The sequence below is a fragment of the Aquirhabdus parva genome, from assembly GCF_003351745.1.
GTDB classification, from domain to species: Bacteria; Pseudomonadota; Gammaproteobacteria; order Pseudomonadales; family Moraxellaceae; genus Aquirhabdus; species Aquirhabdus parva.
In genome coordinates this window covers 1,403,415-1,415,736 of sequence record NZ_CP031222.1, presented here as the reverse complement: position 1 = coordinate 1,415,736, position 12,322 = coordinate 1,403,415, and the positions used below count along the sequence as shown (strand labels likewise).

Here is a 12,322-nt window from a genome sequence, read left to right as displayed (position 1 = left end):
GCTGGCATCTCCAGCGCACCTTATCCATATTTCAATCATCTCTCGTCAATACTTCAAGCAGTTCAATTTCAAAGATCAGATTGGAGTTGAGTGGTATTTTATTAATTTGGCGCTCACCATAACCCAAATGGGCAGGCACAAACAGTTTACGCTTACCACCGACTTTCATACCCATCAATCCCTGATCCCAGCCCTGAATCACGCGCTTAGTACCAATCACACATTGGAAAGGCTGACCACGATCATAGGACGAATCAAACACCGTGCCATCTTCTAATTGACCCGTATATTGAGTCGTAATCAGCGCTCCTTTGACACAAGCCTTTCCCTCTCCTACGAGCAAATCAATGATTTGAAGTTCATGACTCATGACAATAATTCCTTATCCCATCTTCTTGATTTTATATTGAATCCAATTAAGCATCTTCAACAAACTGCTTCACACCCGCTTTCATTTCAATCAGCGTTTCTTGCGCCGCCACCAAAGTTTCTTCCAAATCAGCCTGACTATGACTACTTGAAATAAATCCTGCTTCAAACGCCGAAGGCGCGAGATAGACTCCTCGTTTTAACATACCGTGGAAAAATTCGCGAAATGCTGCGACATCACATTGGGTCATGGCTTCATAGCTGGATAAATCTCTGGAATCCGTAAAGTAAATCCCAAACATGCCACCAGCCTGCTGGACTTGCAACGGAATACCCACATCATCCGCTATCGCTTTAAGACCATTCAGGAGGAAAGAGAGTTTCATTGCTAATTGATCATAGAATCCTTCAGCACGGATCAATTTAAGCATCGCAATACCTGCACGCATCGCCAGCGGATTACCCGATAGTGTCCCAGCTTGATATACACCGCCTAATGGCGCAATACAATTCATGATTTCACGTTTACCACCAAAGGCACCGACTGGTAGACCTGCACCAATGATTTTACCCAACGTCGTTAGATCAGGCGTAATACCGTAATGTGCTTGAGCACCACCGAGCGCCACACGGAAGCCAGTCATCACTTCATCAAAAATCAATACTGAACCGGCTTGGGTACATTCATCACGTAAAGTTTGTAGAAAGCCTTTTATCGGTAGTACCAAATTCATATTGCCTGCTACGGGCTCAACGATCACACAGGCAATCTGATCACCATATTCTTTAAAACAGGCTTTAACAGCTTCAATATCATTAAACGGCAGTGTCAGCGTGTGCTGAGCTAAGTCTTTAGGCACACCCAGTGAAGTCGGCACACCCAGTGTCAGCATGCCCGAGCCAGCTTTGACCAGTAATGAATCTGCATGGCCATGATAACAACCTTCAAACTTGATGATCTTATCGCGACCGGTATAGCCACGTGCAAGGCGGATCGCGCTCATACACGCTTCTGTACCTGAACTGGTCATACGCACCATATCCATAGATGGCATGATTTCGCAGATCAGATCAGCAACCGTGGTTTCACTGGGCGTCGGTGCGCCAAAACTTAAGCCATCTGCAGCTGCTGCAATCACTGCTTGTACAATATCCGGATGTGCATGCCCCAAAATCATCGGCCCCCATGAGCCAACATAATCAATATAGCGTTTGCCTTGAGCATCAAACAAATACGCACCACTCGCCTTTTGTACAAATACAGGCGTGCCACCGACGCCCTTAAAAGCGCGAACAGGGGAATTCACCCCGCCTGGGATATGCACACTGGCAGCATTGAAGAGCGATTGATTACTGGTGGTATCGGTTGAGTTGGTCATAGCGATTGGACTTAAATTGAGGTTTGAAAATTAATGCGATAGTTTAACGTGTGAAAGATTGTTGATGTGAATAATTCACTAGATTTGAACAATAGGATAGATTTACTATAAGTATCTTATAGATATGATGCTTATATCTGGATCGACCTCTAATATATTTGCAATACATCAAACTTATAGATGATAAATAGATCATATGCTAAACAAAGAAAGAAGAATCGCTCCTTGGATATTGATTCTAAGTGCTTCCACGAGTCTCATTGTGGCAGCTATTGAAACACCCAAAGCATTAAAAGATATTGAGGAGAAAGAAGCTCTTAAAAAATATGGCAGAAATACATTAGGATACATTACTGAGCTTCATCCTATTACTGGAAAATACCCTTGCGACTCCCAAGCAGTTGTCGCCTATACTGCAGCAAGTCAGACCTTTCAAAATACGATTGAAGGCTGCGGAGTGAAAACAGGTGAAGTGACCTTAGGCCAGTCGGCCCAAGTTACTTATATCGAAAATAACCCTTCGGTATCCTATGCATCTGTGCCATATGCAAACACATGGCGATACACTTGGTTTCACTTAATTGGATTATGGTTTGTTTTCTTACTTCTCAGTTTCTGTAGTTATTGGCGATTAAAAAACCACTACTATATAAATAAGCTACTAGACGAGCAAAGCCGGTCCGGAGCTTAAAATACGAAACCCTCAATCCCACTTCGGTCCAAAATCAGGACTCACCAAACGCTCTGCACGATCCAGCTTCGTAATCGCCTGCATTTCCCCATCACTCAGTTTGATCTGATCAGCCTTTAAGTTACTGATCAAATTCTCACGCTTCGTCGATGAGGGAATCACTGCAAAGCCTTGCTGAAGTAACCACGCCAAAGACACTTGCGCAGGTGTCGTGCCATGAGTTGCGGCAATCTGCTTCAGTACCGCATCTTCCATCACTTTGCCATAAGCCAGTGGCATATATGCGGTGATATGGATGCCATGCTGCCGCGCAAACTCAACAACTTTTTGGTTTTGCAGGAAGGGATGCAGTTCAATCTGATTTGTCGCAATCTCACTGGCACCAACTGTATTGATCGCTTGTTGCATCTGGCTAATGGTAAAGTTTGAAACGCCAATTTCTTTAGTCAGCCCTTGTGCCTTGGCTTGTGCCAATGCAGCAACGTATTCTGCAACGGGAAGTGCATCATTCGGCGACGGCCAATGAATCAGCGTCAAATCAAGCTGATCAACTTTAAGTTTATTTAAACTTTCTTTTAGGCTTGGAATGAGTTTGTCACGGCTCAGATTCTCAGTCCAAATTTTGGTGGTGATATACAGGTCGTTACGTGAAATACCACTTGTTGCAATCGCCTGACCGACTTCTGCTTCATTGCCATAAATCTGAGCAGTGTCGATATGACGATATCCAACATCTAGACCATTGGTGACCGAGTCAATCACCACTTGGTCTTTTAAACGAAAAGTTCCTAAACCAATTACGGGCATATTCATCATGTTTTCCTTTTACGGTAAATGTTGAAACGGATATCAAATTTGAATAGATCGTCTTAGCCTCTGTATTAATTTGAAGAACTAAGACGGTTCTATAGAGATAAATTAAACGGTGATTTGTGTCTTTACAGGTCGTTTATCGAGCAACAGACTCCATACGGCAACGATAAAGCCGAAGACTGTAAGGAGTGCTGCAACCCAAGGCACCGCATTGAGTCCTAATTGATGGGTGATGACCAGACCGCCAACCCATGCACCCATCGCATTACCTAAGTTAAATGCGGCGATATTTAGACTAGAAGCTAAGTTTTGACCTTCACCATGAGCTTTCTCAAGCACGCGCATCTGAAGGGGTGCCACGGTTGCAAAAGCTGCAATACCCAGCAATCCCACAAATAGAACTGCAGCGATCTGATCGTGAATTGCGAAAGTCATAAAGCCCAAAACAACAGCCAAGAATACAAGTGAACCCAGTAATGTAGGCATCAAACGACGATCTGCTAGTTTGCCACCAATCAGATTTCCAATAATCATGCCACCACCAAATACGAGCAAGATAGGCGATACAGCGGCATCCGAGAAACCTGTGATCTTGGTAAGAATCGGTTGGATATAGGTATAGAGCGCAAATACTCCACCAAATCCGAATACTGTCATTAAGAGGCCTAGCCAAACTTGCGGGCGATGTAAAACAGTCAACTCATCGCGTAAAGAACCCAGTTCCTCACGCTCACCATCTTTAGGAACAAAGATCGCAATGATCAATGTCGCAATCACACCAATCAATGCTACAGCCCAAAACGTTGCACGCCAGCCATAGTGCAAACCGAGCCATGCACCAGCGGGCACCCCTAACAGGGTCGCAGCAGTCAGACCTGTGAACATGATGGCAATAGCCGAGGCTTTGCGATCAGCGGGAACCAAAGTAGTCGCAACCACTGATGCTACGCCAAAGAAAGTGCCATGCGTCAATGACGTCAATACGCGAGCCGCCATTAAACTATAAAAGTCCGGCGCAATCGCACAGGCGGCATTACCTAAAATAAAAATGACCATCAGTGCCAAAAGCACAGTTTTCCGAGGCATTTTTCTCGACAAAATCGTCAAGATCGGTGCACCGATCGCAACACCAAGGGCATAAGCAGAAATCAAGAGACCTGCAGCAGCAATTGAAACATGGAGATCAGCAGAAACTTGCAGGAGCAAGCCCATGATGACAAATTCTGTAGTACCAATACCAAAGGCACCTGCAGTTAACGCTAATAAGGCAATGGGCATTTTTAAATGCTCCTTTTGATGTGATGACGCATTATCTATGGATTATATTTTTCAAAAAATACTATAATCTGCATAACATATTTGCATTTTAGTCAATAATGAAAACTACTCTTGAAGAGTTACTGGCATTTCGTACCGTTGTAGACACGGGTTCTATCACTGCTGCTGCCGAGTCTCTAGGACAAACGGTGTCTGGGATTAGCCGTGCTTTGAGCCGCTTAGAGGAAAAACTTGAGACCACCCTGCTTAATCGTACGACTCGGCGTTTAGTGCTTACTGAAGAAGGCATTGCCTTCTTGAATCATGCTCGGAGCATCCTCGCTTCGGTAGATGAAGCAGAAGACCAAATTGCGATTCGACGCCAAAAGCCAGCTGGGCGTCTCAGGGTAAATGCGGCGACACCCTTTATGTTGCATGTGATCGTACCTTTGGTTGCTGAATTTCGTGAGCTTTATCCAGAAATTGAACTGGAACTGAATACCGATGATATCTTGATTGATCTACTTGCTCAGGATACAGATATCGCCATTCGTATCGGTACGCTTCGGGATTCAACGCTGCATGCACGCGCTTTGCCCGTATCTCAGCGTTCGATTCTGGCAAGTCCCGATTATTTGGAAAAATTTGGAGTCCCTAAAACTGCCGAGGAACTTTCCAATCACTGTCTGATTGGTTTTAATCAACCGGAGCACCTTAACCAGTGGCCAATACGTCATACGCATGGCGATAGCTGGCAAATTACGCCGAGCATTCGTGCATCGAGTGGAGAAACCGTACGTCAGCTTGCACTCGCTGGTGTGGGATTGGTGTGTATTTCAGATTTTATGACCTTAGCCGATCAGCGGCGCGGTGAATTAGTACAAGTACTCAAAGCAGAAACTATCTTGGTCCGTCAGCCTATCAATGCAGTGTATTACCGCAATACACAATTGTCCGCACGCATTGTGTGCTTTCTTGATTTTCTGATTGAGCGCATGAGCCGAGATACCGAAAAATGACTTGTCTATTTTCCGTCATGGTTTGACAACGCAAAGAGCGAACCATAAAATCTTGGCTAAGAAATTGAATAGACTTCCCTGTCGCTTTAACTAAACGACTATTACATGTAACTTTTTGAAGGAACTACAGCATGAACTGGGTTGCCTTCGCTTCCAGCTTTAGCACAATGCTACTTGTAGAGCTGCCAGATAAGACTTTAATCGCGACACTCATTTTATCGACACGCTATCGAAAATTACCGGTATTTGTCGGTGTCTGTCTTGCCTTTCTCGTGCAATGTGCGCTGGCTGTCATGGCAGGTTCATTGTTGCGATTACTACCAGCCTATGTCGTCGCGTATATTGTTGCAGCTTTGTTTGCAATTGGAGCAGTTGTCTTATGGCGTTCAGCATCTGTTGAAGAGGATGACGATGTCAAATCAGTAGACACGACATCATCGTTTAAAATGGCTGTTGTCTCATTCACGGTGCTATTTGCTGCGGAATGGGGAGATGCTTCACAGCTATTAACCGTGGCCTTGACCGCAAAGTATCACGCACCTTTAGAGGTAGGTTTAGGTTCTTGGTTGGCGCTCGTCGGTGTAGCTGCGCTAGCAATACTATTAGGAAAAGTCATCCAAGCCAAAGTACCACTGCATCTACTACAACGGATTGCTGCGGTTGTATTTGCAACATTTGCAGCGATTGCACTTTATACCGCAGTCACCCATTAAAGAACGACTATCCGACTGCATTCAAAGAGTGGGTTAAATGCTAACCCGCGCTTTATTTTTTAGTGACATCCGCATCGACTGACTTAGTCGATTTAGACAGCGGATCCTGAACAATGATTGCTTTTGGCGCTGGCGTATCAGGTTCCCACCCTCCTCCCAATGCTAGAAATACGGCGACTTGATCCAATAAAATCTTCCCTTCTACACTGGCCAATGACTGTTCAGCAGTTGCTAAGGTTCTATTGGCATCTAAGACAGGGAGATAACTTTGACGGCCTAACTTAAATAAGGTCTCAGAGTCTTTTGCCGACTTTCTGGCTTTATCCAAAGCGGTTTTCAGATACGCTTGTCTGTCCAGATCACGCGCATAGGTTTCCAAAGCACTTTCCGTTTCGCGTAGTGCATTAAGTACCACGCCATCAAATTTTGCGTACACGGCTTGTTGCTCTGCTTCAGCACCACGAATACGAGCACCAAGTCGATCACGCTCAGGAAACTGCCAACTGATCAATGGGCCAATCCCGAAACTCACCGTATCATCATGTAAGAAATGACTCGCTAAACCTACAGAACCCAAGGAAGCACCAAAGGTAACTTTAGGATACAAGTCTGCAGTCAATACGCCAATCTTCGCAGTTGCAGAATGAAGCTCGTATTCGGCCTTCCTGACATCTGGGCGACGCTTGAGTAGTGTCATACCATCACCTACAGGTAACAATACACTGAGTTTTGGCTCTGTCTTGCACATCGCAACCGTTTGCGAGAAATCTGCGGGCACATGACCTGTCAGCACAGCAAGACGGTAAAGTGCAAGCCGCTTTTGAGCATAGAGCAAAGGCATATTCGCCCGGATCTGATCTTCTTGTCCCGATGAGCGTGTGGTATCCAAAGAAGTACCGCGTCCCGCATCAAATAGACGCTGAGTCAATTTTGTACTACGCGCCTGAATGCCCAGAACCTTGTTAGCGACTTCGATCTCGTGGCCGGTTGAACAGGCATCCATGTAAGCCCGAGCAGTCTCAGCAATCACTGTAATTTTAGTCGCGTCTTGTGCAGCAACTGCTGTGCCCAGATCAGCCTTAGCGGATTCGATCGTGCGAGAAATCTGTCCAAATAAATCCAACTGATACGCAACCGATATACCAGAAGAATATACGTAGGAATTCGGTAGAGCCTTACCTTCCGTTGGAACGAGTTTTTCCTCTGCAGAAAAACGTGCGTATTCCGCACCAGCGGACATCGAAACTTCGGGATGACGACTAGAGTCAGCATATTCTAAATTGGTCTGAGCTCTGGCAAGATTCGCCGCGGCAACTCTTAAATCAGTATTGGTTTTGATCGTTTGTTCAATCAGCGCTGTCAAAGTAGGATCTTTATAGAGCTTCCACCATTCGCTCGGTGGTGCAGTTTGAGCAAGTGCAGCATTTTGACTTCCCAGAAATGCACTATTGGCATCGGTACGAGCAATCACGGCATCAGCTGGGCGCTGGTAATTTGGCCCAACCGTCGTACAAGAAGCAAGGACAGCAGATACAGCAACAAAAAGCAGGAGGCGACGCATTATGAAGCTCCTTGCACAGGCTTAACCTCAGATGCAGGTACGACTTGAGTTGTGGTCGTCTGTGTCGTAGTTGTTTGTACTGGCTTAGACTCGGTGGATTTATCTCTTGGGATCACCTCAACAGATGCCGTACGCCCCAAAATCAGCTGTGTACTCTCTGGCACCTCATCCAGCGAAATCCGCACAGGAATGCGCTGTGCAAGCCGAACCCAGTTAAACGTCGGATTCACGTTTGCCAGTAAATTACTGCTTGCACCGAGTTCTCGATCCTCAATACCACCAGCGATACTGTCGACATGACCTTTGAGTACTTTGTTCCAACCCATCAGACGGACATGAACTTCATCACCAACCTGAATATGATCGATTTTTGTTTCTTCAAAATAACCAATGACATAAATAGACTGCAAATCAATAAGTGCTAAAACCGCCTTCCCAGCTGTCGCATAAGTCCCTGGTCTAAGTTCAAGATTGGTAACACGACCGTTCACAGAAGCCCTGATATCAGTCCGAGACAGATTGAGTTCAGCACTCTCTAGCGCTGTTGAATCTTGGGCAATGAGTGCTCTGAGTTGATCTCTCTTAGAGATACTTTGCTCACTCTGCTCTGCTGAAACCAAATCCTTCAATGATGCATTACGTTTGACCTCTCGCTCAGCCTGATCAAGCTGTGTTCGAGCACTTTCAAGGGATGCTTTGGCCTGATCTACGGCTAAACGATATCGTTCATGATCAATCACGAAAAGAACATCGCCTGCTTTAACCTCTTGGTTATCTCGAACCAAAACTTTAGTCACTAGCCCAGAAACATCTGGTGCAATCTGCACAACATTGGCCCGAATACGCCCATCACGTGTCCACGGCTGGACTTTGTAGTGCTGCCAAAGTAAATACAGAATAACCAATGCAATCACGACAACGATGGTGGTAATTGCGTAACGTGTCATCTGGACAAGTTTTGTATTCATGGAGGATTAGCCCAAAATCGAGTGAAAAAAATCTGCGAATGTTGACATCGTCAATGCGATTACACCCCAGAGAATGACAAACAAAGAAATATCTAACAAATTTTGATGCGCAACAAAACGATAGAAACCAACCCGCTGTAGCAAACGCCTAAAAAGCACATGTAGTAATCCTGCGATGCCCGCAGTAAACAAAGCCGTACTGATGAAGACCCCGAAAATATTCACTTCTGCAATCATGCTAAATACTCCACGGGTTGATACGCTGCTGCATGGGGAAATAAATTACGCCGAAGCCCCGTACTTGCAATCAGCCCATTTAGGCGTAGATCTTTGGTATCAAAGGTATTTGGCTTGGTATAAGGCAAAGACCGCCAATTCAATATCTCGGTAATAATGGCATCTATCTCAGCAACGAGTTCAGCTTTAGGTGGTTCATAGCCTTTTTTTGCCATACCCAGAAAATATCCTTCCAATTGCTTGAGCAAAACATTGACTTTATTCTGGATAGATTGAGGCATGCCCTTTGCCGCGATTCTCAGCTCAAGGATATTAAAACCTATGGGTAAATCCTTCAGTGCATTATCAATCTTAAGGCTTTCTGAATTTTGGGCAATTGCAAGACGAGGAATCAGTAACCCTAATCGATCAAGCATTAAACTGGCCCAAGTGACATACTCTTTAGGTATCTTCCCAGTCGCATGCTCAGCAAGTTCTTCCCAACCCGCTTTTAAAATACGATGAATACTGACATCGACACGAATCACACGAATAAAAAGTGTGACTACAATTGCAACCAGCACCCCAGCCATCCCAATAAGATTTCCCATCACAAAATTTGGAAAATCTAAGTGAAGCGTAGGCGAGAAACCGATGCCCGAAACAACCAGAATTGCAAAACTGAGTCCACCTAAAAATGTCGGGGGATTACTAATAAACATCCCTATCGGCACCATCAAGGGAAATAGCGACAAGGCCATTAAGGGAAAACTATCAATCGCCGGGAAAATGCCAAATACGTATAGTGCTGCAACTGGGAATGTCGTGATTGTCGCCATAAACATTTTTCGTTGCATCATCACTGGATTATCAAAGGTCGCAAAAATACAGCACATCACCGCAGCGAGCCCCACAGCAGCAATACCTTGTGTCCACTGAAACACCATCGCAAAACCGGCACAGGTGAGCACCGCTATCCCAGCAGTTGCTGCAGAGAACATTGCAAGACCACGATCAACATGCAGCGGTCGTTTTCTATCTATAGAAATGATTTCTTTAATGATTCGATTAGGTTTTTCATAAGGCTGGAGAATCGCTGCATAGAGTGCCAAACAATCTGCCCAAGCCTCCACGAGATCTTTAATTCGGGTAACCAAATTAAGCTCTAAAATATCACGCCATGTAGGTGATACCACGTGCATAACCGCAATAGCGTGACACTCTTCAATCAATGCAGCAATTTTAAGCTGCTCTGTGCTCTGACCGCCTCTTTCAATCAAGTTTTTATTGGCTGCAATATTTTTAATATCTAGACCTGTGATCCAAGTTTTCACCTCATTAACCAAATGTTCTGTTCTAGGCGGAATTTCACCACTTTGACGTAGGGCTTGAAGTCGATCTTCTATCGCATTGAGCAAAGGCAGAACAGTAATGAGGCGCTCTTCAAGGGCCAGAATTGCATTGATGTAGGGCCTAGAGGCGGTGATCTCAAAACGAAAATTAGTTCCGATGATGGTTAGCTCAGTCAAATCAATTGCGATGCGCCGTCTTGCAGTTCTCGCAGCAGACTCGGGTTCTGCCGAAAGGGCGGCAATCATCCATTTTTTGACATCTGCAAGTGTGGCGTTGAGCTTACCTAAAACAGCTCCTTCAGCCGTGCGCGGAAAAATTAAACTGTGAGTCAATGTTGTACATACAACCCCAATGGTAATTTCTTCGGCTCGTGCAAGCGCATTATCAAACAAACCTGTAGGATCAATAATCTGCGGAAGACCTACCAATGCAGCGGTATACCCCGCTAGCATAATGACATAGCCTTTGGGAGTACGATCAAGTAACGATAAATATAAGCAGAACCCTACCCAGCATGCCATCACCACCATCAACAGAATCGGCGTATCGACAAAACTTGGAACAATAATTAAAGCAGCAGCAGCCCCGATCAAGGTGCCCAACACACGATAATATGCTTTAGATAAAATGGCGCCCGCAAAAGGCTGACTGGTAATAAATACCGTAATGACTGCCCACATGGGGTTCGAGAGATTAAGGCTATAGGCAATAAAGAGCGCCATAACCACCGCAAGATAGCAGTTTATACCAAAGATAAAACTACGCGTATTCAGAACGCTCATACGGAAATGACCTGATTGATTCTTCTGAAAACCTCAGTGCCCAAACCACAAGACGTGGCTTAGTATTGCATTAGCTGACAAGGATTTAAATAGGGTGTATCACTTTGCTGAATGATTTCATTCTAACGTCATTTACACACTTTGGAGTGTGTCTCGCCATTGATTAACACGCTCTGCAATTTTTCCAACGGGCAGATTCAAGACATCCCCTACCACTGCGAATAAATTTACGCCTGCTGACCGCACCTCATCAACATTCTCGGCAGTCAAACCACCGATGGCACATATGGGTAATGGAAAACGTTCCGCTGCGGTGCTTAAAGTCTCTAGGTCAACTCGATTCGCATGAGGCTTGGTCAATGACGGGAAAACTGCACCAAATGCCAAGTAACTCGCCCCATCATCGACGGCTTGTGAAGCCAATGCTAATGATGCATGACATGTGCGCCCAATAATCGCATCTGTACCTAAGCGGACTCTGGCATCAATTAACGAACCATCGCCCTGACCCAAGTGTACGCCGCAGTACAGTTTCTCAGCGAGCGCGATATTATCATTAATAATCAATGGAACGTGATATTGTTTACATAATGATAATATATTTAATGCTTCGTTTTCTTGATCAGTTGGTAAAATTTTCTTGCGGCGATATTGTAATAAGGCAATACCCGCGTGCATAGCCTCTTCTAACTTTGGAAACAGCACGTCGAAGGGATCATCGTTGGTAATAAGATAGAGCCCTTGAAGTGCGTTACTGGACCTTGAATTATTTTTTATCAAACTCTGGACCTTTTAAACTGATACGTCCACGCAACACATCACTGTACATACGGAAATCCGAAATAAAGCTATAGAGCGGCTGTTTAAAAGAAGCGGGTTTATTCCGCTCGAAAATAAAATGACCCACCCATGCACATGCATACCCAGCGGTAATTCCCATAAGTGCATAACGTAGCTTACCTTTCTTCACTGCCATTCCAAGACCAATCAGACCAAAAGTGCTACCCGCAAAATGCAATTTTCGGCTGGTTGAGTTGGAGTGCTCGGTCAAATAGAACTTGTAAAACTGCTCATAATCTTTGATTGGCATCACTTGTTTACCGCTTGCAACGTTCTGTACATCACTCATTTCGACATCCTCTGGCAATTGATCCATCAATTTTGATTCACTTATACGGCTTGAATAAGTCGATTCACTCAT

General features: G+C 44.9%; 13 protein-coding genes. 3 read left to right on the top strand and 10 right to left on the bottom strand.

The window, feature by feature from the left end:
• Nucleotides 1-31: 31 nt before the first annotated feature.
• Together HYN46_RS06325 and hemL are read right to left on the bottom strand one after the other, a co-directional pair.
• Complete coding sequence (locus tag HYN46_RS06325; RefSeq protein WP_114898586.1) at nt 32-370, bottom strand: FKBP-type peptidyl-prolyl cis-trans isomerase; 339 nt, start codon at nt 368-370, stop codon at nt 32-34.
• 46 nt (nt 371-416) lie between these two features.
• Nucleotides 417-1,748, bottom strand: a complete 1,332-nt coding sequence (gene hemL, locus HYN46_RS06320) for a glutamate-1-semialdehyde 2,1-aminomutase (RefSeq protein ID WP_114898585.1) — start codon at nt 1,746-1,748, stop codon at nt 417-419.
• A gap of 262 nt (nt 1,749-2,010) precedes the next feature.
• Between hemL and HYN46_RS06315 the strand changes: the two genes are divergently transcribed.
• Nucleotides 2,011-2,439: a hypothetical protein gene (locus HYN46_RS06315; RefSeq protein ID WP_162818102.1), complete on the top strand. Its 429-nt coding sequence runs from the start codon at nt 2,011-2,013 to the stop codon at nt 2,437-2,439.
• A 12-nt stretch (nt 2,440-2,451) separates the two neighbouring features.
• Here the strand turns inward: HYN46_RS06315 and dkgB are convergent, their stop codons facing one another.
• Together dkgB and HYN46_RS06305 are read right to left on the bottom strand one after the other, a co-directional pair.
• On the bottom strand, nt 2,452-3,252 hold the full coding sequence (gene dkgB / locus HYN46_RS06310) for a 2,5-didehydrogluconate reductase DkgB (RefSeq protein ID WP_114898583.1): 801 nt from the start codon (nt 3,250-3,252) through the stop codon (nt 2,452-2,454).
• A 105-nt stretch (nt 3,253-3,357) separates the two neighbouring features.
• A complete protein-coding gene (locus HYN46_RS06305) occupies nt 3,358-4,530 on the bottom strand; it encodes an MFS transporter (protein WP_114898582.1) in 1,173 nt (390 codons plus the stop codon).
• Nucleotides 4,531-4,628: 98 nt separating this feature from the next.
• Here HYN46_RS06305 and HYN46_RS06300 point away from each other — a divergent pair, with 98 nt between their 5' ends.
• Both HYN46_RS06300 and HYN46_RS06295 read left to right on the top strand, forming a co-directional pair.
• Nucleotides 4,629-5,528 (top strand): LysR family transcriptional regulator, encoded by a 900-nt coding sequence (locus HYN46_RS06300; protein WP_114898581.1) that lies wholly within the window; start codon nt 4,629-4,631, stop codon nt 5,526-5,528.
• Nucleotides 5,529-5,659: 131 nt separating this feature from the next.
• Nucleotides 5,660-6,241, top strand: coding sequence for a TMEM165/GDT1 family protein (locus HYN46_RS06295; protein ID WP_114898580.1), 582 nt, complete (start codon nt 5,660-5,662; stop codon nt 6,239-6,241).
• A 52-nt stretch (nt 6,242-6,293) separates the two neighbouring features.
• On the opposite strand, the gene HYN46_RS06290 is transcribed toward HYN46_RS06295, so the two are convergent.
• The 6 genes from HYN46_RS06290 to HYN46_RS06265 all read right to left on the bottom strand — a co-directional run bounded on the left by HYN46_RS06290 (nt 6,294) and on the right by HYN46_RS06265 (nt 12,250).
• The gene (locus HYN46_RS06290; protein ID WP_114898579.1) at nt 6,294-7,802 is read right to left on the bottom strand and encodes an efflux transporter outer membrane subunit; all 1,509 of its coding nucleotides are present in this window, start codon (nt 7,800-7,802) and stop codon (nt 6,294-6,296) included.
• Nucleotides 7,802-8,770 (bottom strand): efflux RND transporter periplasmic adaptor subunit, encoded by a 969-nt coding sequence (locus tag HYN46_RS06285; RefSeq protein ID WP_114898578.1) that lies wholly within the window; start codon nt 8,768-8,770, stop codon nt 7,802-7,804. The genes HYN46_RS06290 and HYN46_RS06285 overlap by 1 nt, the downstream gene beginning before the upstream one ends.
• Nucleotides 8,771-8,776: 6 nt before the next feature.
• Entirely contained in the window at nt 8,777-9,007 is a 231-nt protein-coding gene (locus HYN46_RS06280) for a DUF1656 domain-containing protein (RefSeq protein ID WP_114898577.1), read from the bottom strand.
• A complete protein-coding gene (locus HYN46_RS06275) occupies nt 9,004-11,121 on the bottom strand; it encodes an FUSC family protein (protein WP_114898576.1) in 2,118 nt (705 codons plus the stop codon). Before HYN46_RS06275 ends, HYN46_RS06280 begins: the two co-directional genes overlap by 4 nt.
• 132 nt (nt 11,122-11,253) lie before the next feature.
• Entirely contained in the window at nt 11,254-11,898 is a 645-nt protein-coding gene (gene thiE, locus HYN46_RS06270) for a thiamine phosphate synthase (protein WP_114900651.1), read from the bottom strand.
• Nucleotides 11,888-12,250 (bottom strand): DUF962 domain-containing protein, encoded by a 363-nt coding sequence (locus HYN46_RS06265; protein ID WP_114900650.1) that lies wholly within the window; start codon nt 12,248-12,250, stop codon nt 11,888-11,890. Before HYN46_RS06265 ends, thiE begins: the two co-directional genes overlap by 11 nt.
• Nucleotides 12,251-12,322 lie beyond the last annotated feature (72 nt).

Bases quoted from the DNA above. Each gene is read 5' to 3' on its own strand.
- HYN46_RS06325 (WP_114898586.1), bottom strand. From the start codon at position 370: ATGAGTCATGAACTTCAAATCATTGATTTGCTCGTAGGAGAGGGAAAG.
- hemL (WP_114898585.1), bottom strand. From the start codon at position 1,748: ATGACCAACTCAACCGATACCACCAGTAATCAATCGCTCTTCAATGCT.
- dkgB (WP_114898583.1), bottom strand. From the start codon at position 3,252: ATGAATATGCCCGTAATTGGTTTAGGAACTTTTCGTTTAAAAGACCAA.
- HYN46_RS06305 (WP_114898582.1), bottom strand. From the start codon at position 4,530: ATGCCCATTGCCTTATTAGCGTTAACTGCAGGTGCCTTTGGTATTGGT.
- HYN46_RS06300 (WP_114898581.1), top strand. From the start codon at position 4,629: ATGAAAACTACTCTTGAAGAGTTACTGGCATTTCGTACCGTTGTAGAC.
- HYN46_RS06295 (WP_114898580.1), top strand. From the start codon at position 5,660: ATGAACTGGGTTGCCTTCGCTTCCAGCTTTAGCACAATGCTACTTGTA.
- HYN46_RS06290 (WP_114898579.1), bottom strand. From the start codon at position 7,802: ATGCGTCGCCTCCTGCTTTTTGTTGCTGTATCTGCTGTCCTTGCTTCT.
- HYN46_RS06285 (WP_114898578.1), bottom strand. From the start codon at position 8,770: ATGAATACAAAACTTGTCCAGATGACACGTTACGCAATTACCACCATC.
- HYN46_RS06280 (WP_114898577.1), bottom strand. From the start codon at position 9,007: ATGATTGCAGAAGTGAATATTTTCGGGGTCTTCATCAGTACGGCTTTG.
- HYN46_RS06275 (WP_114898576.1), bottom strand. From the start codon at position 11,121: ATGAGCGTTCTGAATACGCGTAGTTTTATCTTTGGTATAAACTGCTAT.
- HYN46_RS06265 (WP_114900650.1), bottom strand. From the start codon at position 12,250: ATGAGTGATGTACAGAACGTTGCAAGCGGTAAACAAGTGATGCCAATC.